Source organism: Streptosporangium jomthongense, assembly GCF_042650425.1.
Taxonomy (GTDB): Bacteria; Actinomycetota; Actinomycetes; order Streptosporangiales; family Streptosporangiaceae; genus Streptosporangium.
The window spans coordinates 173483-195507 of record NZ_JBHSBC010000053.1; the positions used below are offsets into that span (position 1 = coordinate 173483).

The window sequence follows — 22025 nt, forward strand, 5'->3', positions numbered from 1 at the left end:
CCCGGCGGGGGCGGACGCCGTGGCCTTCGCCTTCGCCGAGGCCGAGGCCAGGGGCGCGGAGCTGCACGCGGTGCACGCCTGGAGCCGGCCCATCGTGGGCTGCGGGCCGTTCGCGCTCGCCGACGCCGAGGAGGCGGCCCAGCGGGAACGGCGCGCGCTGGCCGAGGCCCTGGCGGGCCAGGGCGAACGTCACCCGGACGTCAAGGTCGTCGAGTGGCTGGAGTACGGCCATCCGGTCGAGGCGCTGCGGGAGGCGTCACTGGAGGCCGACCTGCTGGTGGTCGGATCACGCGGACGCGGCGACCTGAAGGGGTTGCTGCTCGGCTCGGTGAGCCACTCGCTGCTGCACCACGCCGCCTGCCCGGTGGTCGTGACCCCCTTCCCGGGAAGGGCTCCCGGAAGGGACGGAGATCGCGAGTCCGCCCCACGTGCGGCTTCGCACAGGACGTGAGAACCCTCGCAGGGGGATATGCCATGGGTACACGAAGCACTCCCGCCCGCCGGGTGGCCCTCGTGGCCGCAGCCCTGGGCGCCGGGACCGTCCTGACGGCCTGCGCCCCCGGTGTCGTCCTCACCGCGGGGCCGCCTGCGGGCGCGCCCGCCCTCGTGTTCACCGATGTCCTTGAGGAGCACAACGCCCAGGACGTGTTCTTCGCCCAGCGGATGATCCAGCACCACCGGCAGACGCTGATCATGACCGAGATGGCCGCGGCACGCGCGGCGGACCCCGAGGTCAGGGCGACGGCCGAACGGATCGGACGGGCCCAGAAGGCCGAGATCGACCAGCTGACCGCCTGGCTGAAAGGCTGGGGGGACCAGGTCCCGCCCCCCGATCCGTGCATGAGCCCGGGCAACGGCGACGTGAGGTGCCGTGGAGACGAGGACGTCGGACCCGGAGCGGACCGGGGACCGTACGTGATGGACCCCTCCGACCTGGAGGCGCTGAGCAGGACGTCCGGGGCGGACTTCGACCGGATGTTCCTGAACCTGATGATCCGCCACCACAGCGATGAGATCGCCCTGGCCGGGATCGAGCAGCGGGACGGGTTGTCGCCGAAGGCCAAGGCCCTGGCCTCCTCGATCACCACGGCCAGAACCGCCGAGATCGTCCACATGCGGTCGATGCTCGTGCGGTTCTGAACGGGTTCTCCGGCTCCGCCACGCCGTTGTGGAGGAGCCGCCCGGGCGGTCTGGGGATGAGTCCGCCCGGGCTCGAAGGGCGCGCCCCCGCCGAGGGCGCACCCCCGATGCTCCGTGCCGGCCGGGGCCGGCACGGTCTCACGGTCCCGGAGGGCCGTCAGACGGGCAGCACCCGCAGGGCGGGGTAGTTGACCGAGTTCAGGTACAGCTTGTCGGTGCCGTGTTCCTTCTCCAGCTCCAGGACGAACCGGTAGCGGTAGAGCCCCGGCTTGGCGTCGCTCATCACCGCCCCGGCCCAGTAGTAGTAGACGGCGGTGTACTCGTCGCGCATCCGGTCGGGACCGCCGTAGACCTTCAGCTCGGTCATGATCCGGCGTTCGGCGACGTCGTCCTCGTCACCCTTCTCGACGTCGAGGAAGACCAAATTGTTGATCTTCGGCATCGGGGGCCAGGTGCCGTCGGGACGGCGGTGCATGTCGATCGGGCGGATGATCCAGTTGATCACCTGGCCCTGCTTGCAGATGGTCTCCAGGTGGTCACCACCCTGGCCGACGCCGCCGACGCTGTTGTCCATCATGTAGAGGCAGCCGTCCAGGGACTTCGTCGCGGCGGCCCTCTCCATGTCGACGAGGGTCACCACGTTCAGCTGGACGGAGTTGAGCTGGCCGCGGTCGGCGAAGTCCGTGGCCGCGTACGCCTGGGTCATCGGCCTTACCTTCCCTCTGGGGCGGGACCGGCCAGGACGGGCCTGGCGGTCGGAGTGAACGGCGTGCTGACGGTGCCGAGCAGGAAGGAGAGCCGGTAGGGGACCGGTTCGGTGATGTCCTGCTTGACCTCGGCGGTCCAGAACACGATGTCGGTTCCGGGGTACACCTTCCGCACGGGCTCGGCGATCCGCGGGTCGATCTCGATGTCGGTGAGGGACACGTAGGTCTCGCACTCAAGCGGGAGCACGTTCCACAACAGGGTGTCACCCTTGTGCACCAGGCTGCGCAGCCCGGGGGTGCCGAACCCGGTCGACCCGGCGGCCCTGTTGGTGTCGTAGAGGTAGAGGTTGTCGTCCAGGTTCTCCGACGCGAGCGCGGCCACGGGGTCGACCACCGCGGTGATCGTCACGGGCCGGGCGGGCCGGCGCTGGGACTGTCTGGTTCTCGGGGGCATGCGGCTCCTCCGTTTCGAAGACGTTCCGGCTCGGTCCGGGTCAGCCGGCGGCCGGGACGGGCGGCAGCGGAAGCACGCCCAGTCCGGCGCCGGTGAACCCGTTGCGCTTCGGATCGCTGATGATCTTCAGGCTTGACGTGCAGGTCAGGTCGACGGACTCCCAGACCAGCTCGTCGTTGCGCTCGACCAGCTCGTGCAGCTGGACGTGCACGGTGTACGAGTAGACGCCGGGCCTGCTCGTGTCCACGGTCGCGGCCCAGTACCAGCCGTCGTAGACCATGTCGGGCGAGCCGTACTGGGCCGGGTAGATGATCTTCTCGGTGACGGCCGGGCCGGTGATGTCGGTGATCACCGGGGCCGGGTAGTTGTAGGCGTCGGCGCCGCTGGTGGTCTTGCCGGTGACGTCCAGCAGCTTGGCCGCGGTGAGCCCGCGCCCGCTTTGCCGGCCTGCCCGCTTGCCGACCCGCTGCTGCAGCCGCTTGAGGTCGGCCTCGCTCACGCCGCCCTCGCCGCTGAGCGCGGCGAGCTCCTCCAGCGTGCGCCGGTCGTCGGCGCGCTCCTGCTCGGCCAGGTAGTTGCGCGGCACCGTCGGGGGGATCGCCCCCAGCGCCGCGGGCAGCCAGTTCAGCACCTGCTCGGTCGCCTGCGACCCGTCGAGGAAGTAGGTGCCGGGCACGATCGTTTCAAGCTGTTCGGTTCCCACTCCGGTGGAACCGATGAACTTCATGTTGTCGAACCAGTACGTGTTCCCGTCGAGCGAGCGCGTCTTCAGCGCGTTCTCGACATCGAAGAGCACGATGATCCCGTGTTGCTGGGCCATGAGACCGCCTTTCGCGGAACAGGGTTCACACGCGCAGCAGCGCGGGTGAGTCGACGTACAGCACGCTGTTGGGTCCTTCGTGGAGCTTGAGGGAGAGCCGGTACCGGTAGGGCACACCGGGCACCATGTCGTAGGGCACGACGCCCTCCCACACCAGCAGGTCGTGGTTGTCGTGCCCGTTGGAGGCCGTGGCGTCGACGCCCAGGGCGGGCACGACGGCGGACTCCACCGGGTACGGCTGCGCGGCCTGACCGGTCGTTTCGTCCGGGAGCGGGGCGACCGCGCCGGACAGGAACTCGATGGACTGGATCTCGACCGGGGTCTGCACGTCCACGTGGATGGGCGTCCAGTGGACGACCTGTCCCGGGACCACCGCCGTGACGAGGTCGGGAGTCCCCTGGTGCTGACTCCCGGCCGTACTGTCGTCGACCAGCGAGAGATTGCCGTTGTGCAGCGTCCGGTCGGACAACGCCCCGACGGCGTCGACCATCACGACGATGTTGACCTTTTCCTTCATCTGTCCTCCCGTGTCGGGTGTCATTCGGGCACCTGGACGGCCAGGCGCTCAGCCCCGGTCTCTGACCAGGGGCGTCTTGCCGACGGTGGTCCGTTCGATCTGCGGCGACGCGGGCGGTACGAACGCCAGGCGGAAGCCGTAGCCGGTCTGCTCGATGGCAGCCGCGTTGGCCTCCCGGTCGTTGAAGAGCGACAGGGAGGCGGGCAGCGCCTGGAGGAACAGCCGCCGCGTCCCGCTCGCGCCCAGCGCCCGCTCGACGGCCGCGGTCGTACCGTCGGGGTCGTCCACCGCCGCGAGCAGGGTGAGGGTCCGGTCCTCACGGTGGTTGTGGAACTGGAGCTCGTGCGCGATCAGGTCCAGGTCGACGCCGGTCGCCGAGCGCAGCCGCGTGCGCAGGGCCGCGTAGGCCAGCGTCGCCGAGTACTGGCTGTCGTTGAGGTGCAGCACGTCGGCGGTGCGTCCGGCGAACTCGAACCTCTCGGTGCGCAGCCCGGGGCCGTCCAGGGCGGGTCGGCGGATCATCCGGTCCCCGAGCTTGAGACGCAGCAGCGGCGCCTCGTCGGCGTGCAGCCGGGTGACGACCAGCTCGCCCTCCTCGCCCTCGGCGACGGCGCGGCCGTGCTCGTCCACGATCTCCACCAGGTGCAGCCCGGGTACGGCGGACAGCGCGGGCGAGGTGTGGTCGAGCTGGAGCCCGATGCACTCGGCCTGGGTCGCGGCGAAGTAGCTGAGGATCGACACGTTGGGGAAGAACGCCTGCAGCTCGTCACGCTTGCGCTGCGGCAGGGAGCCGCTGCCGTACATGGCGACCCGGAAGTCGGCCCTGGCCTGCGGGGACAGGCCCGCGCCCAGTTCGGGCAGGAGCGCGATGCCGGCGGTGATGCCCATCAGGGCCTTGTGGCCGGGGTAGGAGAACATGTGCTCCAGCACCGGCGCGCTGACCGGTCCCGCGCCGATGTAGTTGACCCCGGGGACGCTCGCCAGGACGCCGCCGACCATGGTCCCGCTGCTCCACATCTGGTAGTCGGCCAGGGTGGTGAACAGCCAGCGCGGCGCGGGACCGCGCAGGTAGCGGTTGAGCTGGTAGGCGCCCATGAACGCCCCGGAGATGCGGTAGGTGTCGCGCAGCTCCCGCAGGGAGTACACGATCTCCAGGGGCGTGCCGTCGCCGGTGCCGCCGCTGGCCACGACCTCGAACCCGCCCCGGTCGAGCGGCACGACCATCCCGGCCCGCGGGCCCATGAACATGTCCCGCTGCACGATCTTGTCCGACAGGGGGATCCGCTCCCACTCGGTCATGTCGGCGGGGACGTCGCGGATGCCGAAGTAGTGCAGCCGCTCGCGCCACAACGGGTTGAGCAGGCTGATGCCGACGAGCTGCTGCAGGCGGCGGAACACCAGCGCGTTCTGCAGGTCGAGTGGGGACTCGCAGTACGGGACGCCGGTGAGCCGCCCGCACTCGTCCAGCCTCTCCGCGAACGACGTCAGCCGGGTGACGTCGTCGACCGAGCGGGGCCGTAGCTCCTCCTCGGGGATCAGCTGTGCCGCCAGCCGCGCCGAGGCGGCGATGTCAAAATCCGTAATTGTCATGATTGACTCCCGTTCCGCTGGTCGTGCCGGGCCGTGGCGCTCGCGCGCAGCACCCGTTGCCCGATGTCCCTGATCTCGGCGATGAGCATGGCCAGGTGATCGGCGTCGATCAGGTGGTTCATCACCACCACCCGCAGCGCCGCCGTCCCCTGGATGTCGACCTTGGAGATGAAGAAGCGCCCGCCGCCCCGTATCCGGTTGCGGATCTCCAGCTGCAACCGGTGCGCGGCCGCCGGTTCCATCCCGTCCGGCAGATACCGGAAGCACAGGATGTTGGACTCCGGCTCGTGCGCCACGGCGAAGTCCGGCTCGGCGGCGATCATCCGGTGCGCCTGCCGGGTCACCTCGCACAGCCGGTCGATCTTCTGCTCGAACAGCGCCGGGCCGTAGACCGACCAGACCGTCCAGAGCGGCATGATCATCGGGCGCTTGGTGCACTCGAAGTTCTTGTCCGCGCTGTCGTAGGCGCTGTATATGTCCGGTTCCTCGTCGAAGACATAGCTGGCGCGCTGCTGGAACGCTCCGCGCGCCGCCGTACGGTCCCGGTAGAACAGCAGTGTGCACGGCGCCGGCATGAACAGCATCTTGTGGGCGTCCCAGGTCAGGGAGTCGGCCAGTTCGATGCCGCGCAGCTTGTCCCGGTGCTGTTCCGACAGCAGCAGGCTCGCCCCGTGCGCCCCGTCCACGTGGAGCCAGAGCCCGTGGCGGCGCGCCAGGGCGGCGAGGTCCTCCAGCGGGTCGAAGGCGCCGAGCGACGTGGTTCCGGCCGAGGCCACCAGGCAGAACGGCCGCAGGCCGCGTCGTTTCGCCTCGTCCAGCACCGACCCCGCCAGGTCGGGGCGGATTCGTCCCGCCTGGTCGACCGGCAGCCGGATGATCTGTCCTTCACCGATGCCCAGCACCCCGGCCGCCCGGGTCACGCTGTAGTGGGCCTCCTCGCTGATCGCGATGGCCGGCAGGCCCGGCGCGCCACCGGCGCCGCGCGTCCAGATCTGCGGGAAGGCGTGGTTGCGGGCGGCCAGCAGCGCGGTCAGGTTGGCCAGGGAGCCCCCCGACGTCGTCACCATGGCGAACCGGTCGCGGTCCCAGCCGATGAACCGGTTGAGCTCCTCGGCCATGAGCCGCTCGGCGACGTTGGGGAGCTGCCCGGCCTCGTAGAAGGAGGAGGGCTGGTTGACCACCGAGCCGACCAGGTCGATGAGACCGGCCAGCGGCACCACGCCGGAGAACTGCCGCCCCATGTAGCCGGGGGAGTGGACCGGGATCCCGGTCTCGGTGTACAGGTCGACGATCTGCTTCACCCGGTCGGCGTCGAAGTCGGCGACGCGCTGCCGTTCGGGGGTCATCAGTCCCCGTGCGGCCTTGAGCAGCACCTCCGGGTCGATGAGGTCGAGTCCTCGGACCGACCGGTCGCCCAGATAGGCCGTCAGGCGGTCGACGATGTCCAGAGCGCCTTCGTGGAAACGTCCCGGGTCGAAGGCCGCGGTGAGGCCCGATGCGGAGTGCCAGAGGTCCTCACCGGTCGTCGGCTCGGGAAAGGAACTCTGGACATCGGAAAGTGAACTCGTCACGAATGATGCTCCAAATGATCCGGCGTCGAGAACTCTTACATCTCGATAGGAATTCGAAAATGGCGGCTCGAACTCTTCTTCGGACGCGTGGGATTCTCGCGGAAAATGCGTTTTCTACGGTGGTGCATCGAGCAGCAAAGGAACTCCGGTGCCCGAGGGCGCGCGGAGTCATTCATGTCTTCGCAGGTCCGTCCCGGGGGGTAGAACGGTCCAACGCGGAGGGAGAACCCCGATCGACGGCATGGGAGAACCCGAAAAACTTTCGCTTTCCCCTGTTTCACCCGTTCGATCGGTGCTGGTCGGTCCGGCGGTTCCGCCGGTTCTCAGGACCTGGTGAGGTCCTGTAGCCGGCGCAAAAGCAATCCGTCCCGAATTCCGTCCGCCGCACACGTTGGCACGCCCTTCATGCAGCAGACCTAATCATTAATGGCGGGAGTGATGCAAGTCGAGCGATAGGCGCGGATGGTGCGGTTACACATTGTGACCGAGGCGGGATAATGTTCTGTAAGTTATTACCGTTCGGTAAATGTGAGTTTTTCTCGCGAACCTTGATCAAGCTCGGGTTTTGAAATCCACACCCTTGGCGGCCCGCTCTTTCAACGGGACGTTTCTCCTGTATGCGGCAGCTTTCCCGAAACACGCTAGAAGCCCTAGGTGGGCTACATGTCAGCCTTCTTCGGCGTGTCGGTCATAAAAGTGGACACCTCTTATGTTTCTGGGTGGTGTCATGTCAACGGCATCCTGCGCGTGCCACCTTGGGCTGGACGGTGCCGTTTCACCGGACGCGGCGAGCCGTGATCGCCGATCTCGCGCGCTCTGCCGCCGGGCACGGGGAGCCTCTGGAACGCGAGCCGGCCCAGGTGCCCGGCGTACCCTACGAGGACGTCACGCCGGCGGCGTCCGTCGCGCAGGCCTTCACCGCTGCCGGGGATTTCAGGCCCGCTCTCCCCGTTCCGCGCGGGGAGGTCCCGTGCCGGGACCGGCGATGAGCCCGCGTCAGGCCTCCGGCCGGTCCACGGCTCCGGACATGGGACGGCCCAGCAGGCCCGTGGCGACGGCCGCGACGTGCGGGGCCAGGTCGGCGGTCCGCGCCCTGGCCAGGGCGGGGGTGGCCACGACCGAGCGCAGGATGCCGATGCCGACCAGCCAGGCGCTGAGCAGTTCGGCCCGCAACTCGGCGTCGTCACCCTCGGCCAGGTCCCGCAGGGCGTTGACGTAGGTGTGGCAGACCTCCTCGCGGAGGTGCCGCCGGGTGTCCTCGTGGGCGGAGGAACGCAGCAGGGCGACGAGGGGGTGCTCGCCGCCGTACTCCGTCCAGTCCTGGTCGACGACCGTGCGCACCATGCGGGCGACCAGTTCCTCGTTCGGCCCGTCGAGCAGGTCGGGGGCCAGGTCGGCGGCGGTGGCCTCCTCGAAGAGCCGCTTCTTCGAGCCGAAGTAGCGGAAGATCAGGGTGGCGTCGACGTCGGAGTCTCCGGCGATGTCACGGACGCTGGTGGCGTCGTAGCCGTCGCGGGCGAAACGCAGTCTGGCGGCCTCCAGCAGACGTGCCCGGGTGGCCTCCCTGTCTCTCTTCCGCAACGCGGGCCCCTCCCTGTGTCATCGACCGTTGACATTCTACGTGGGGCCCGTGCTACGTTCCCTCAAGTCAGCGTTCGATGACTTAAAGGGGGAAATATGCGAACATATGTGGTTGCGGGGGGAACGAGCGGGATGGGGAGAGGACTGGCCTTACACTTCCTGCGCCGGGGCGACCGGGTGACGGCCGTGGGCAGCGATCCGGCCAGGGGGCGGCGTTTCCTCGAAGAGGCCGCTGGGCTGGGCGCGGGAGAACGGGCGACCTTCCTGCGGGCCGACCTGACCTCGGTCGCGGAGAACGCCCGGGTGATCAAGGAGGTCGGGGAGCGGTACGACGCACTGGACGGTCTGGTGTCCACCGCGATCCGTCACTTCCCCCGGAGGACCGAGACCGCCGACGGCTACGAGTCCACCTTCGCCCTCTACTACGTCAGCCGCTTCCTGCTCGCCTACGGCCTGACCGGCCTGCTCGAACGCGGCGAGAACCCGATGATCGTGAACGTCTGCGGGGTCGGTATCACCAAGGGACGGGTCCACTGGGACGACCTGTCGCTCCGGCGTGGCTACGGCGGAATCAGGGCCCTGCTGCAGGGCGGGCGGGCCACGGACCTCCTGGGTGCCGCCTACGCCGCCAACCACCCGGACGGCCGCGTCCGCTATCTGCTGCACCATCCGGGCTTCACCGACAGCGGCACTGACAGCCTCGGGCAGCCGGCCAGGGCGGCCGTCAAACTGCTGGCCAGGATCGCCGCCCAGCCGGTCGAGAAGGCCATCGCGCCGATCATCGAGCTGATGGACGACCCGCCGGGCGGAGGTGGGCTGCTGGCCTACGACCGCCGCCGCCCGCTCGATCCCGCGCTACCTTCGCTCGACCCGGACGCCGCCCGCCGCCTGTACGACCTGACCGCTCACCTGCTGAACCTCTAGCCGTACGGCCAGAGCACCGGGAAACAGGAGCGGCCTCATGACCGGCGGCGACGCCGTGTCGACCTGCCTGCTGAAGCGGTCGCGGCACCGTCGGGAGGGGCCGGTGCCCGGAGGGGCGGCGGCTGATGAACCGCCGGCCCGGATGTACGAGGCGTGGTTCCGCGCCAGACGTTGAACCACGTGGTTCACTGATGGTATGGTGAACCACATGGTTCAGCGAGAGGCTCTCGACCAGGTGTTCGCGGCGCTCTCCGACGGGACGCGCCGCGACATCCTCGTCCGGCTCGGCGAGGGACCCGCCACGGTCTCCGAACTGGCCGAACGCGCGGGGATCACGGTCACCGGGCTGGCCAAACACGTCAAGGTCCTCGAAGAGGCGGGCCTGGTCGCCACCGAGAAGGTCGGCAGAGTACGGCAGTGCCGCCTCGGGCCGGAGCGCCTCACCGACGTGACGGCCTGGATCGGCCGCTACCAGCGGCTCTGGGAACGCCGCATGGACGGCCTGGACATCTATTTCACCCTGAGGAAAGGCACCGAGCGATGAACGACGCCTCCCAGCTCCGGATCACCCGGGTGCTCCCCGCCACCCCCGAGGAGGTCTTCGACGCCTACACCGACGCGGACAAGCAGAAGATCTGGTTCTCCATCCTCGACGAGCGCCCCGGTGTCGTCGAGATCGAGGTGGACCTGCGCGTCGGCGGCGTGCAGACCGCCGCGTGGGGGCCGGACGAGGACAACCTGTTCCGCGAACGGCAGACCTTCCTGGTGGTCGAGCGTCCGAACCGGCTGGTGTCGGAGGTGACCGGCAGCTCGCCCGACGGCGCGACCCTGACGACGCACGTCGAGGTCACCTTCGCCGAGCAGCCGGACGGCCAGACCCTGATGACCGTCGTCCAGTCCGGCTTCCCGACCGAGGAGACCCGTGACTTCTTCGCCAAGGAGGCGTGGGCGGGCGCGCTCGACCGGATCGAGACGTTCCTGCGGCGCGCGCCCCAGGACGCCCGGTGAGTCACGGGGAACGAGGAGCGAGTGTTCTGCGCAGGCCGTACACGACGGCCCCCGCGGCCAGCACCGCGCAACCGGCGACGACCACCGCGTCGGCCGGTCCCAGGCGCCGCGCCAGCCGTTGCTGTCCGGTGCGAGCCATGGGCGACCTCCAGCGGGATCGGATGTACGGGGGCCTCGCGCTCCGACCGTAGTGGCCGCCGTCCGCCGATCCCAGCCGGGACGTTCTCTCAGCGGGGTGTCACCCGGGCGTGTTCGTGCACCGCAGGTTGAAGGACGCCCAGTTGGAATAGGAGTGGGTGGGGGAGAGGATCTCGATCGCCTCCGAGTGGGTCCCCGGCGCGCCGATCAGCCAGGTCGTGCTGACCGACCTGGTCGTCTGGCCGAGGCCGAAGTGCACCTCCTGTATCGGAGCGGAGGCGTTGTCGCTGCGGATCCAGCGGTAACGGACCGTTTCCGGGGTGAGCAGCACCGAGATCTGGCCGGTGAAGGTGAAGGTGTGCCCGCGTGAGCAGTCACCGCTCCAGCTTGTGGGGCTGACCCACACGTTGGCGGTGGGGTAGGCCAGGGCGCCGGAGGCCCCGGCCGGGGGCGGGCCGGTGACGGCTCCCGCCGGTGTCGCCGGAATCGCTGCCGCCACGCTCAACGCGGCGATCGCCGCCATTCGCGTCCAGTGCATCGTTGTTCCTCTCGTGAGGCCGGTGCGCTCAGTGAACAACGGCTCACAGAACCGGTCCATGACCGTCGGCGCCGAGGACGTTCACACCGCGACCGACGCTCCGCCCCGTCGGCCCCGTCAAGGACGGAAGTCGTCGGCGTGCTCCCGGGCCCACTCGGCGAACGTCTGGGCGGGCCTCCCGGTGAGTCTCTCGACGATGATCGAGGTCTCCGGGACGGCCCTGGTGCCCGCCTCCCAGGCACGCATGATCGCCTCGACCCCCATCCGGGGGATCTTCTCGCTCAGATCGGCCCGCGCCTCCTCGGGCGTCACCACCTCGACCGGGATCTCCCTGCCGATGGCCGCGCCGATGTGCCCGACCTGTTCGCGCAGGGTGAGCGCCTGCGGGCCGTACAGCGTGTAGGCCTGCCGCCCGTGCCCCTGCTCGGTCAGCGCCCGTACCGCGACCGCCGCCATGTCCCGTTCGCCGACCGGGGCGATCATCGAGTCCGGGTACGGCAGCCGCACGGCCTCGCCCTTCTTGATCGGCTCCGTCCACCACCAGCGGGTGTTGGTCGCGAACATCCCCGGGCGGACGAAGGTCCACGAGATCCCGGACTCCTCAAGGGCCGACTCCACGGCCCGGTGCTCGCGAGCTATCGGGTTGTGGGCGGAACCGGGTTGCACGACCGCGGCGGAGGAGAGCAGCACCACGTGCCGCACCCCGGCCGAACGCGCGGCCGTCACGAACCCGTCGACGCCCTCTGACCTGGCGTAGAGGAAGACCTGCGAGGCGCCCTCCAGCGCGGCGGGCAGGGTGTGCGGCGCGTCCAGATCCGCCGCCACGTGGGAGTCGTCCGGGGTTCTGCTCGTCAGCCGGACCGGCACGTCCAACGCGGCCAGACCCGCGGCGACGTGGCGGCCGACACTTCCCCTGGCGCCGAAGACAACGGTGACCATCGTGTGGGTTCTCCTATTCGTCTTCCTCGGTCTGCTCATCGGTGAGCAGCCTGACGAGCTGGGTGCGAAGGATCCGCCGGGTCTCCGGCGACAGCGGGTCGCCACCGAGGACGTCCTCGACGAGCTGCGGCATCGTGACGGGCGCGAGCGTGATCGCGTAGGCGGCCAGGAGCGCGAACGCCGGGTCGGTCCCGGCGCGGACCTCACCGTTCTCCTGCCGTCTTCTGGCCTCGGCCACCGCCGCGACCGTCTTCTCCCGCTGCTGTTCCGCCCGCAGCCGTTCCTCCTCGGCGTCGGCGAACGGGCAGTCGCCCAGCGCCTGCCAGGCCACGAACCTGGCCCAGTCGGGCCGGTCGAACGTCGCGTCGAGGTAGGCGCGGATCCGTCCGGCGAACGAGGCCCCCGGCGGGACGATCGTCGCCTGGATCTTCTCCCTCCGGCGCCGGAGCTCGTCGAGCAGCCCCTGCTTGCCGCCGAAGTGGTAGGAGATGAGTTGCTGGTTGACCCCGGCCCGCGCGGCGATGCACGCCGTACGGGCTCCGGCGTAGCCCTTGGCGCCGAACTCGGCGACGGCCGCGGCGAGGAGGCGTTCTCGTGTCTCCTCCGCCGTCCGCGCGCGCCCGTCCGGAGAGGGCTTCCTCGACGAGGCCATGTGGATCACGATAGTCAACCGTTTGTTTGAACGAGGACTTCTCCGGGGCCGCCGTGCGGCGGCGGGGCGGCGGATGCGATGCTCCTCGAAGAGAGTGCCCGGCGCCGGTCCTCACGTGGCGAAACCACCCCCGGGGTGTGTCAGGGGCCGTGCTCCGTCCGGGCCGTCGTCACTCGCTCCTCACAGGAGGTCTCTTGACCACCATTCCCGCCGGGGACTTCGACTACGAGCGTCACGGCCACGGCTACGCCGGGCAGCGCCGTACGGACCCCCGTATCGCCGCCCACGTCCACGCCGCGCTCGGGCAGGCCAGGACCGTCGTCAACGTCGGCGCGGGCGCCGGCTCCTACGAGCCGCCGGACCGGCACGTCGTGGCGGTCGAGCCGTCGGCCATGATGCGCGCCCAGCGGCCCCGTCACCTGGCCCCCGCGGTGAACGCCGCGGCCGAGCGGCTGCCCTTCGACGACGGCGCCTTCGACGCGGCCATGGCCACCGTCACCGTCCACCAGTGGAGCGACCTCGGGCAGGGCCTGCGCGAGCTGCGCCGGGTCAGCCGGGGCCCGGTCGTCGTCCTGACCTTCGACCGCGACCTTCTCGGCCTGTACTGGCTCGCCGAGTACGCCCCCGAGATCATCGCCGTGGAGCACCGGCGTTACCCGCCGATCGACCTGATCGCCTCCCACATCGGGAGCCGTGCCGAGGTGCTGCCGGTCGCGATCCCGTTCGACTGCGTCGACGGTTTCGCCGAGGCCTACTACGCCCGCCCCGAACGCTTCCTCGACGCCGAGGTCCGGGCTTCGCAGTCGGCGTGGGGCTTCGTCGACGACGCCGTTCAGGCCCGTACCGTCGATCGGCTGCGGCGCGACCTCGAAAGCGGCGCCTGGGACGAGCGCTTCGGCCACCTGCGTGAGCAGCCCGAGTTCCTCGGCTCCCTCAAGCTCGTCGTCGGGCGTCCATGACCTCGTGGAACGGGATTCGTTCCCCGGAACCTCCGCCTTCGCCGGCGACGGCTTCTGGGCACGGCGGGCCGTTCAGGCCTGGGACTCGGCCTTCCACGCGGGCCAGCGCTGCTCGACCGGGCGGGGAAGATCCGCGGCGTACCACGTGCGCAGCGGCACCCGCACCGGTTTCGACGGCTCAGCCGGCACCGGCGCGTCGGTCAGCCGTGCCAGGGCCTCGTGGTCGGAGGCTTCGGTCGCCAGCCGCTCGTTGCCGACCATCGGAGCTGACCACCAGTTGATCGGCACGCTGGTGCGGACCCGCTGCGCGTGGTCGCGGCTGGGCAGCACCGCGTGGACGGCGTCGCCCCGGGCGACCACGAACCGGTTGCGGCGTGGCGCGATGGTCCACGCGCGTTCGAGGCGGCGCGGGACGAGGGCCGTGCCCTCCTGGTCGCAGACCTGAGAGGAGAAGATGGTCGCACCGCCCGCGTCGCCGAGGTAGAAGACGCTGGCTGCCGTCGGCGGCCGGACGACGCCGTCGCGCATGAACAGCGCCTCGTCCTTGTCCACGTGCCAGGGCTGGAAGTGGTAGGCGGGGGCTCGGCGGACCCACCACTCGACCCCGGCGCCGGGCCGGTCGAGCTGCGGGAGCCCGACCAGTGCCTTCAGGTGGCGCAGGACGGCCGCGATGAGCGGTGGTCCGGGCGCGTCGAGGCCGGTCCAGAAGGACAGCGTGCGGTTGGGCAACGCGGCGGCCGCGGCGCTGAGCGCTTCGAGCAGTGCCGGGGGCAGCACGTCGTCGAAGACCCGCGGCGCGAACGGATCGACATCCATCAGGCACCTCCCCGGGAGCAGCGTTCGGCCAGCGCGGTGCGTACGACGCCGAACCGTTCCAGTGTCATGAGCGCGTCGGCCAGCTGGGGGAAGGGGACGGACAGTCTCCGTGCCAGGTCGCCCGCGGTGAGCGGCGGCCGCACGGCGAGGTGCTCGGCGAACGCGGCCGACCATGACACGCCCCGGATCCGGCCGGCGACGGCCCCGGCGCGGACGATCTCGACGCCGTCGGTTTCGGCCCTCAGCACGACGTTCTCGGACAGGACCGGCTCATCCTGCGGCACCCAGTCGTGATAGGGCGACGCGACCTCTTCGATCCGGTCCAATGCCCAGAGATCCGGCACGCCGGCGTGAGTGACCATGCAACGACCCCTCAGAAGACATGTCAACGTCCGGGCGCTTGATTGCCGCCGCCGAAATCCGACCATAACAGCGGCCGTCCATTCCCGCCACCCGCACCATTGATTATGTTGTCTGCGCCTGTTAACTTTTGTCAGAATCGTCGTCGACCCTCGAAAGAGGTACGCATGGCTGAGAACCTGGCTTCCGAGTCTGAGCTCCCCGCCGCAGGCGAGGAGCACGTCCAGTTCACTGTCGAAATGATGGAACTCGACAGCAACCCGATCATTCTGCAGCCGAAGTCCTACTGACGTCGCGCATGGCGAATTCGTATCCGGCTGCCTCTGGATCACATTCTGTGGCGTCCGAAAGCAGCGATTTCGCCTATGGTCTCGCCCCTTGGGTGGTCACCGCCGCCCAGGGGGCGAGTGCATTCCTACTGGGACCGAAACTTTCATTGGTCCGCCTTGCGACCGATATGATCGACGCGTCCACAATTGCGCAGGACATGGGTGTGGACAATGCGGTGGAAGCTGGTTTCATCGAGCCTCTCGCGCTTTCCGGTGATTTGGAAACGGGCGATTTCGGCCCGGACGTTTCCGGGCCCGGCGCACCGGTGACGGGAGTGCTCGTGCGCGGCGCCGGCGTGCCGGCCCGCGCGTGCGCGGAGCTGGCCCGCCGTCTGACCGCCGCCGGTCAGGCCCGGTGGGTCATCGGGCGTCCGTCGCTCCCCGAGACGCTCGTCCTGATCGTCACGCATCGCCAGGCCGACCACGACGCACTGGCCCGCACGCTGCGCGCGGGCCGGCTCCTGCGCGTGGGCGAGTCCTTCGAGGGCCTGTACGTGACCGGCCCCGAGCCGCTGTCCGGGCCGCTGCCCGGGCCGGGGCCGGACCGGCGCTGGGCCTTCGAGCACCGGCTCGCCGAACTCGGCCTGCACGACCGGCCCTCCACGACGCTGTGGCGGTTGCGCGCCGACCCGGACGGCCTGGTCCGCGCCGTGCTGGCCGCGACCCGCCACACCGCGGACGACGCCGTCCTCGCCGACTCCGGGAGGCGGGTCTCCTTCGCCACCCCCGCCGCCCTGCGCCGTACCGCGTTCCGCGACGTGCCGGACACACAGGCGTGGACGTTCGGGATGGTGCGCGGGCTGAAGACCGGGCCAGGAGCGGTCGCGGGCAGCCGCATCGCCACCTGCCGGACCCCCGCCTCCGGTCAGGACCACCTGGAGGGAAACAGCGGCAAGGGAACCGATCCGCAGGCCGCGGTGACCGGCGCGGTAGGGGAGGCCGTCGAACGCTACACGGCCTACGAGGCCAACTGGAGCCTGCCACCGGCGGCCAAGACGTCACGCAGGGTCGACCTGGCGCAGTTCCATCCGTACGGCGACGTCTGGGACCGCGGCCCGGCGCCCACGGCCGACTACGTCGACGGCACGGATCTGACCGACCACACCACCGTCGCGGTGCCCAAGGCCCTGGTCACGTTCCCCTACGTCGGTGCCGACCGGCCCACCTACGGCGGCACGACCGGTCTCGCGGCGGCACCGGACGTCGCGGACGCGACCCTGCGCGGCCTGCGCGAGGTGCTTGAGCGCGACAGCCTCTACCACCACTTCACCGGGCTGCGGCCCGCGTACCGGCTGGACACCGCGGCCTCCCTGCGCCGCCTCCGCCTGACCGGCGCCTTCCGCGGCGACCTCTGGGTCCTGCACTGGCCGAACCGGGAATACCTCATGCCCGACGTGCACGCCTTCCACCACGATCCGCACGCCGGGCTGCTCGTGCGCTCCAGCGGATCCGGCCTGACGTTCGACGAGGCCGTCGACTCGGCGATGCTGGAGCTCTGCCAGGTGTACCACGAGGGCGTGCGCGCGCATCGCGCGGGCGCCGCGACGAGCACCGTGCACGCGCGGTGGCGGCGCCCGTCCGTCATCGACGAGTGCCGCCGGTACCTGGACTCCCAGCGTCCGCACGCCGTACCCGAGATGCCGTACCACGACGCGCCCGGACAGCTGGAGCACCTGGTGCGCGGGCTCGCCGCCGCGGACCGCGGACCGATCGTCGTCCGGCTGCCGCTGCGCGGCCCCGACTGGACCGTGGTGCGGGTGCTGGTACCGGGGGCGGCGACCGTGCCGTACGCCTCGGCCAGCCGCGGCGGGGCCCGGTTACCCACCGACGCGCCGTGGCGGCACGGCATACCGACCTGACCGGCCGACGACGACAAGGAGCCGAAGTGAGCACCATCGACGCGTTCCGTGAACTCCAGGACGCTCTGACCGCCGTCGAGGAACAGACGGAAACGGCCGACGACGACCGTTCTGCGCACGCGCTGGCCGCCGCCCTCGCGGGCTCGACGGCACTCGCCCGGGTGGACCCGGGTCTGCTCCTCGCGGAACTGCTGGCGGACCCGCGAGGCTGGCTGGACCAGTCATGGGAGAACTACTTCGGCAACGCCTGTATCACCGTGGTCAGGACCGAGACGATCCGGGTCGACGTACTGTACTGGCTGCAGAACTCCTCCACCCTGCACAAGCACGTGTCGTCCGGCGCGTTCCTGGCGCTCAGCGGCCGCCGTGTCCACCTTGAGTACGACTTCTCCGCACTCGACGCGCTCGGTGACGGCGTCACGTCCGCGACACTGTCGGCGACCAGCCGCACCATGATGCGCGCCGCGTCGGTCTCGCCGATCCTGCCGACCCTCGTCCACGAGCTCTACTGGATCGAGAAGCCGTCGGTGACGGTGGCGGTGCGACGCGCGCCCGCCCAACCCGAGGCGGGTGGCCCCGCGCATCGGCCGCACGAGTTCGTCGGTCCCGGCATCGGATACCTGCCCGCCGCCTTCCACCGCACGTCCAACGTCCAGCGATGGATCGACGGGCTCGGCATGCTGCGCCGCGCGAACCGGCGGCTGTACCTGCGAACGCTGGAACAGGCGATGACCGTGGTGGACCCGATCCATCTCATCCACGTGCTCGACGAGCTGAGCGACAACCCGCCCGACGAGGTGTCGGCGCTGCTGGAACGGGCCGCCGCGGCCCGCGCCGACGACGACCTCGCCAGACTCGCCCCGACGGTGCCCGAGTTCCGCCGCCGGAAGATCTTCTCCCGTGTGTTCGCCCCCGGTGTCGACGCGCAGCTGCTGGCCGGCCTGCTGTGGGCGGGCGCAGAGGGCGGAGAACTGGCCGCCTTCCTCAAGGACGAGGGCGTCACCGATCCCGACCGGTTCGTCCGCGACCACGGCGAGTCGCTCAGCGCCCGGGACCCCCGCGTCGCCCCCTACGTCGAGCACGCCCGGCGGTCGCTGTGATGAGCGGGCGACCGGACATCACCACGTTGTGGGAGAGCGGGCCCGGCGTGATCGACCCGCCCTGGGACACCGGCGCCTTCACCGAGGAGCGGCTGTTCACGCTCGCGTGCACCGCCGCCGCCACCCGTACGACGCTGCCCGACCCGCAGGACGTACGGCTCTTCACCGACGACAACATCGTCAACCCCACCCAGCTCGACCCGTACCTGCCCGGCCGCGGGCTGGACAGCGGCTTCGCCGGATACGCCGACCGTCTCCGCGGTCGGGTGCGGTCCTTCGCGTTGACCGTCAACTCGCTCCAGCAGTTCGACTGGGACTTCTGGCGCGTCCTGCGCCGCCAGGCCGACGCCGTCATCGCCGCGACCGGTTCGGAGGTGGCCGGTGGGGTCGACTGCCACCTCATCGCCTCCGCGTACGGCACCGCGCCGACACTGATCCACAAGGACACCGCAGGCGTCTTCACCCACGTCATCAGCGGCACCAAGCGCTACTACACATGGCCCTTCGAGGTGTTCGGCCACGTCGCGGGTGCCGAGGCGACCCAGCGTCAGGTGAACCTGCCCGCGTCGGTGCGCGTCGAGGACCATCGCGACACGGCCACCGTGGTCGAGGGCGGCGCGGGCACCGTCATGTACTGGCCGTCAGACCGCTGGCACTGCGCGACCTCCGACGGGGAGGCGACGGTGTCCCTGCACATGGCGTACTACCAGTGGGACGACCGGCTCGCCACGGTGCTGCGGCGGCTGCGCAAGCAGGCCGAGGCAGACCTGGGCGTCGCCCGGTTCCTGGGCGGCACACCGGGGGAGGAGGGCACCGACCGGGCCGACGCCGTCGAGGCGGCCGTGCGCAAGGCCCTGACCCGCGTCCTCGAAGGCACCGGCCTGGACCTGCAGACGCGCCTCAGCCGGTTGCGGCGCAGGACCGCGTCGAACTTCGAGGTGGTGCCGCCGCCGCGGCCGTGCCCCGGCCTCGCGGCCGCCGACCTGCTCACTGTCCCGGACGTGTCGGCCGTGGCGACGCTGGTCGTCGACGACACGACCTATCTGGCGGCCAACGGGCACGTCATGCGTGTGCGCGGCGGCGGATGGCTCAACGGATTCCTGGCCACGCTGGAGCCGGGTACGACGCGGACCCTCGCCGGATGGAGCGGGACGATGCGCGCCTCCGGTGGCCCGCCGGGCCTCGCCGAAGCCGCGACGCTCATGCGGGAACTGGTCCGGCGCGGCGCACTGGACCAGGAAAGGACGACGTCATGAAGCTGACAGACGGGGCGTTCGTGGCCGTCAAGGACGGCCGGCTCGTCCTCGGCCACGTCGACCGGCCGTTCACCCTCTGGCAGGTCGATCCGGGTGTCCTCGTCGTGCTGGCGGAGATCGCGCGCGGCACGGCGGCGCAGGACCTGCCCGAGGCGCTCGCCCCTCTGACCGGGCTCGACCGGCACTCGGCCGCCGCCCTGCTCGGGCATCTGCGCGGGGCCCGTGTCGTGGCCGACGAACCGGGCGTCGCCCTGCGTGACGTACACGCCGAAATCGCGAAGGTCGTGTCCGCCGCTCCCGACCTCGACCACGACCACGACTTCCTCCAAGCCGCCCGGCAGTGTGAGGACCTCACCCTCACCTCGGCCGCCGCGCAGTACGCCCTGTGGTCGGCGGTGGGACACATCGCCGGCAACGCCATCCCGGGCGCCGTGGTGGAGTGCGGCGTCTGGCGGGGCGGCAGCATGCTGCTGGCCGCGCTGGCCCTGCTCAACCACCACGTCGAGGACCGCGACCTGTACCTATTCGACACCTTCGACTGGGCCTGGGAACCGGCCGGCGGGCACGACGGCATGGTCGGGGCGGAGGAGCGGACGACCGGCGCCGAGGCCGCAACGCCGGAGCACATGTCATCCGGCACCTCCGCCGCCGAGATCCACAAACGGATCACCACGGCGGGGTACCCGGGCGAGCGTGTGCACTGTGTGACCGGGTTCGTCCAGGACACCGTCCCCGGGCACGCGCCGGACCGCATCGCGCTGCTGCGCCTGGACACGGACCAGTACGAGTCGACCCTGCACGAGCTGCGTGAGCTGTACCCGAGAGTGGTACCCCACGGGGTGGTCATCGTCGACGACTACGGCAAGTTGAGCGGCGCCACGCGAGCCACCGATGAGTACCTCGCCGGGCTGGACCATCGGGTGCTGCTGCACCGCATCGACACCCAGGGCCGTGTCTTCGTGAAACCCGCTGAAAGGTAGGACCGATGCCAGACGTCATTGATTTCGCGGTACGCCCGCGGTTCAGCGACCGCGCGTCCCTGACCGTCGACGACGGCGTGGTGCGCATCGAGGACGGCACGTACCGCGCCGAGTTCCCTGCGCGCACCGCCGAAACCCCGGACCTCACGCGGCTGGCGCACGGCGTGCCGCCGCAGCAACTGCTGTCCGAGGTGGGCGGCTGGCTCGGATGCGGCGAACGTGAGGCGCGCGCGGCCGTTCAGCGGCTGTTCAGCACCGGCCTGCTGGTCGACCCCGACGCCGCCCGGCAGGAGCACGTGCCCGGGACGTACGTGGCGTGCAGGCTGCTCGACGTGTTCCGCCGCCGGTTCCCGGCCGCGGTCCGCGACGCGCCCCTGCTGCGCGCCCTGGCCGAGGGCCCGAACCCGGGGCTCGCGCTCGGATTCCTCGTGGAGACCTACTTCGTCGTGCGGAGCGCCCGCTGGTCCAGCGAGCCGGTGTTCCGGCACGACATGACCGGCGCCCAGCGCGCGGCGCTGGAGGATTTCCGCGACTCGGAGTCCGGCCACGGTGAGCTGCTGCTGAGCGGCTTCGCCTTCGCCGGTCTCGACGTCGACGTCCTGCGCCGGGCTCCGGAGGCCGTCGAGACGATGGCCTACAGCCACGCCTACGGCGCCTTCGCCTGGCAGGGCGTGGCGCAGTTCGCGGCCGCGCTCGTCCTGCCCGAGGTTCCGGCGCCGCGGTCCGGCGGGACGCGGTCGGGCGACGACGTGCTGGACCTGCTCGCCCGTGACCACGGCGTGCCGGACCGCCTGATCAAGGTGTTCCGCGCGCACGAGGACGACGACGTCGAGGGCGACCACGCCGGGCTGCCCGCGTTGCTGCTGTCGGAGGAGCGTCACCTCACACCGGCCGTCGTTGAGCATCTGTTCGTCATCCTGCGGCAGATGATCGACCTGTACCGGGGGCATCTCGACGCGGTGCACCGGCGGTACGCGCGGTGGACACCCGACGCGGCGGCGGCACGGCTGCCCGACAACGCGTTCCGGATCTGAGCCATGACGACGACGAGCTTCTACGATGGCCTCCTCGGGACCGTGTACGCCAACGCCATCGCCGACCAACGCTTTGTCGAGGACGACGTGTTCACCCAACTGGTCGTCGGCGCCGACGGCCCGGCCCTGGAGCTGGGCAGCGGCACCGGACGCCTGATGCTGCGCCTGCTCGCCGCCGGGCACGACGTCGAAGGGCTGGAGATCTCCGACGAGATGACCGACGTGTGCGTCACCGAGGCGGGCCGCCTCGGGCTGCGCCCGGTGGTGCATCGCGGCAGCTTCGCGCCGCTCGACGCGTCGCTGCGCGGGTACGCGGTGATCTTCTGCCCGCTCAACGCGTTCAGCTTCATCGTGGACGACGCCCTCGCCATGACCGCGGTGCGCAGCTACGCCGCCGCGCTCAAGCCCGGCGGCGTCCTTGCGCTCGCCGGTTCGGCCGGTGAGGACGCGCTGCGCGACGGCACCGGCTGGATCCGGCGCCCCGACGTGCCGGTCGCCGAGGCCACACTCGCGCAGGTCGAGGAGCGACGGACGCCCGACGCCGACGGCCGGTGCCTGCGGATCGAACGGGTCATCCGGATCGTCGGCCCCGACGGAACCGTACGGCGGACACAACACGGGACACAGCTGCGGCGGTTGCGCCCGATCGCCGCGCTCGCCGAGATGTTCGCGGACGCGGGGCTCGACACGCTGCACGCCCACGGCACCGACGCCGACTACATTCTCACCGGCCGCAAGGGATGAACCACACCA

26 protein-coding genes are annotated in these 22025 nt (G+C 70.6%); 13 read left to right on the forward strand and 13 right to left on the reverse strand.

The window, feature by feature from the left end; all coding sequences use genetic code 11:
- Together ACFOYY_RS39645 and ACFOYY_RS39650 are read left to right on the forward strand one after the other, a co-directional pair.
- A partial coding sequence (locus tag ACFOYY_RS39645) for a universal stress protein (protein WP_386196453.1) occupies positions 1–451 on the forward strand: 451 nt, incomplete at its 5' end.
- A gap of 23 nt (positions 452–474) precedes the next feature.
- Entirely contained in the window at positions 475–1140 is a 666-nt protein-coding gene (locus tag ACFOYY_RS39650; protein ID WP_352013404.1) for a DUF305 domain-containing protein, read from the forward strand.
- A gap of 157 nt (positions 1141–1297) precedes the next feature.
- On the opposite strand, the gene ACFOYY_RS39655 is transcribed toward ACFOYY_RS39650, so the two are convergent.
- From ACFOYY_RS39655 to ACFOYY_RS39685, 7 genes are all read right to left on the reverse strand, one after another.
- Positions 1298–1846 (reverse strand): hypothetical protein, encoded by a 549-nt coding sequence (locus ACFOYY_RS39655; protein WP_352013405.1) that lies wholly within the window; start codon positions 1844–1846, stop codon positions 1298–1300.
- A 5-nt stretch (positions 1847–1851) separates the two neighbouring features.
- A complete protein-coding gene (locus tag ACFOYY_RS39660; RefSeq protein WP_352013406.1) occupies positions 1852–2301 on the reverse strand; it encodes a hypothetical protein in 450 nt (149 codons plus the stop codon).
- A 40-nt stretch (positions 2302–2341) separates the two neighbouring features.
- Positions 2342–3121, reverse strand: coding sequence for a hypothetical protein (locus ACFOYY_RS39665; protein ID WP_352013407.1), 780 nt, complete (start codon positions 3119–3121; stop codon positions 2342–2344).
- Positions 3122–3146: 25 nt separating this feature from the next.
- Positions 3147–3638 (reverse strand): hypothetical protein, encoded by a 492-nt coding sequence (locus ACFOYY_RS39670; protein WP_352013408.1) that lies wholly within the window; start codon positions 3636–3638, stop codon positions 3147–3149.
- Between the two features lie 48 nt (positions 3639–3686).
- The gene (locus ACFOYY_RS39675; protein WP_352013409.1) at positions 3687–5228 is read right to left on the reverse strand and encodes a hypothetical protein; all 1542 of its coding nucleotides are present in this window, start codon (positions 5226–5228) and stop codon (positions 3687–3689) included.
- A complete protein-coding gene (locus ACFOYY_RS39680) occupies positions 5225–6799 on the reverse strand; it encodes a pyridoxal phosphate-dependent decarboxylase family protein (protein WP_386196456.1) in 1575 nt (524 codons plus the stop codon). The genes ACFOYY_RS39675 and ACFOYY_RS39680 overlap by 4 nt, the downstream gene beginning before the upstream one ends.
- A gap of 996 nt (positions 6800–7795) precedes the next feature.
- The gene (locus tag ACFOYY_RS39685; protein WP_386196458.1) at positions 7796–8380 is read right to left on the reverse strand and encodes a TetR/AcrR family transcriptional regulator; all 585 of its coding nucleotides are present in this window, start codon (positions 8378–8380) and stop codon (positions 7796–7798) included.
- A 96-nt stretch (positions 8381–8476) separates the two neighbouring features.
- On the opposite strand from ACFOYY_RS39685, the gene ACFOYY_RS39690 reads away from it, so the two are divergent.
- From ACFOYY_RS39690 to ACFOYY_RS39700, 3 genes are all read left to right on the forward strand, one after another.
- Positions 8477–9304 (forward strand): SDR family NAD(P)-dependent oxidoreductase, encoded by an 828-nt coding sequence (locus tag ACFOYY_RS39690; protein WP_386196460.1) that lies wholly within the window; start codon positions 8477–8479, stop codon positions 9302–9304.
- A 208-nt stretch (positions 9305–9512) separates the two neighbouring features.
- Positions 9513–9848: an ArsR/SmtB family transcription factor gene (locus ACFOYY_RS39695; protein WP_386196463.1), complete on the forward strand. Its 336-nt coding sequence runs from the start codon at positions 9513–9515 to the stop codon at positions 9846–9848.
- A complete protein-coding gene (locus ACFOYY_RS39700) occupies positions 9845–10312 on the forward strand; it encodes an SRPBCC family protein (RefSeq protein WP_386196464.1) in 468 nt (155 codons plus the stop codon). The genes ACFOYY_RS39695 and ACFOYY_RS39700 overlap by 4 nt, the downstream gene beginning before the upstream one ends.
- A gap of 1 nt (position 10313) precedes the next feature.
- On the opposite strand, the gene ACFOYY_RS39705 is transcribed toward ACFOYY_RS39700, so the two are convergent.
- The 4 genes from ACFOYY_RS39705 to ACFOYY_RS39720 all read right to left on the reverse strand — a co-directional run bounded on the left by ACFOYY_RS39705 (position 10314) and on the right by ACFOYY_RS39720 (position 12579).
- On the reverse strand, positions 10314–10451 hold the full coding sequence (locus tag ACFOYY_RS39705) for a hypothetical protein (protein ID WP_362911953.1): 138 nt from the start codon (positions 10449–10451) through the stop codon (positions 10314–10316).
- A gap of 99 nt (positions 10452–10550) precedes the next feature.
- Positions 10551–10988 carry a hypothetical protein gene (locus ACFOYY_RS39710; protein ID WP_386196466.1) on the reverse strand — a complete coding sequence of 146 codons (438 nt, stop codon included), beginning with the start codon at positions 10986–10988 and terminating at the stop codon, positions 10551–10553.
- Between the two features lie 117 nt (positions 10989–11105).
- Positions 11106–11927, reverse strand: coding sequence for an NAD(P)H-binding protein (locus tag ACFOYY_RS39715; protein WP_352013417.1), 822 nt, complete (start codon positions 11925–11927; stop codon positions 11106–11108).
- 13 nt (positions 11928–11940) lie between these two features.
- Positions 11941–12579, reverse strand: coding sequence for a TetR/AcrR family transcriptional regulator (locus ACFOYY_RS39720; protein WP_386196469.1), 639 nt, complete (start codon positions 12577–12579; stop codon positions 11941–11943).
- 194 nt (positions 12580–12773) lie between these two features.
- Between ACFOYY_RS39720 and ACFOYY_RS39725 the strand changes: the two genes are divergently transcribed.
- A complete protein-coding gene (locus ACFOYY_RS39725) occupies positions 12774–13538 on the forward strand; it encodes a class I SAM-dependent methyltransferase (RefSeq protein ID WP_352013419.1) in 765 nt (254 codons plus the stop codon).
- A 72-nt stretch (positions 13539–13610) separates the two neighbouring features.
- Here ACFOYY_RS39725 and ACFOYY_RS39730 read toward each other — a convergent pair whose 3' ends face one another.
- Positions 13611–14354, reverse strand: a complete 744-nt coding sequence (locus ACFOYY_RS39730) for a hypothetical protein (RefSeq protein WP_386196471.1) — start codon at positions 14352–14354, stop codon at positions 13611–13613.
- Complete coding sequence (locus ACFOYY_RS39735) at positions 14354–14716, reverse strand: hypothetical protein (RefSeq protein WP_386196473.1); 363 nt, start codon at positions 14714–14716, stop codon at positions 14354–14356. Before ACFOYY_RS39735 ends, ACFOYY_RS39730 begins: the two co-directional genes overlap by 1 nt.
- Positions 14717–14881: 165 nt before the next feature.
- Between ACFOYY_RS39735 and ACFOYY_RS39740 the strand changes: the two genes are divergently transcribed.
- From ACFOYY_RS39740 to ACFOYY_RS39770, 7 genes are all read left to right on the forward strand, one after another.
- Complete coding sequence (locus ACFOYY_RS39740) at positions 14882–15004, forward strand: hypothetical protein (protein WP_352013422.1); 123 nt, start codon at positions 14882–14884, stop codon at positions 15002–15004.
- Positions 15005–15324: 320 nt separating this feature from the next.
- Positions 15325–16902 carry a YcaO-like family protein gene (locus tag ACFOYY_RS39745; RefSeq protein ID WP_386196476.1) on the forward strand — a complete coding sequence of 526 codons (1578 nt, stop codon included), beginning with the start codon at positions 15325–15327 and terminating at the stop codon, positions 16900–16902.
- A 26-nt stretch (positions 16903–16928) separates the two neighbouring features.
- Positions 16929–18002, forward strand: coding sequence for a hypothetical protein (locus ACFOYY_RS39750; RefSeq protein WP_386196477.1), 1074 nt, complete (start codon positions 16929–16931; stop codon positions 18000–18002).
- Positions 18002–19258 (forward strand): hypothetical protein, encoded by a 1257-nt coding sequence (locus ACFOYY_RS39755; protein ID WP_386196479.1) that lies wholly within the window; start codon positions 18002–18004, stop codon positions 19256–19258. Before ACFOYY_RS39750 ends, ACFOYY_RS39755 begins: the two co-directional genes overlap by 1 nt.
- Positions 19255–20238, forward strand: a complete 984-nt coding sequence (locus tag ACFOYY_RS39760) for a TylF/MycF/NovP-related O-methyltransferase (RefSeq protein WP_362778967.1) — start codon at positions 19255–19257, stop codon at positions 20236–20238. Before ACFOYY_RS39755 ends, ACFOYY_RS39760 begins: the two co-directional genes overlap by 4 nt.
- A 5-nt stretch (positions 20239–20243) precedes the next feature.
- On the forward strand, positions 20244–21272 hold the full coding sequence (locus ACFOYY_RS39765) for a hypothetical protein (RefSeq protein WP_362778970.1): 1029 nt from the start codon (positions 20244–20246) through the stop codon (positions 21270–21272).
- Positions 21273–21275: 3 nt separating this feature from the next.
- A complete protein-coding gene (locus tag ACFOYY_RS39770) occupies positions 21276–22016 on the forward strand; it encodes a class I SAM-dependent methyltransferase (RefSeq protein WP_386196482.1) in 741 nt (246 codons plus the stop codon).
- Positions 22017–22025: the final 9 nt, after the last annotated feature.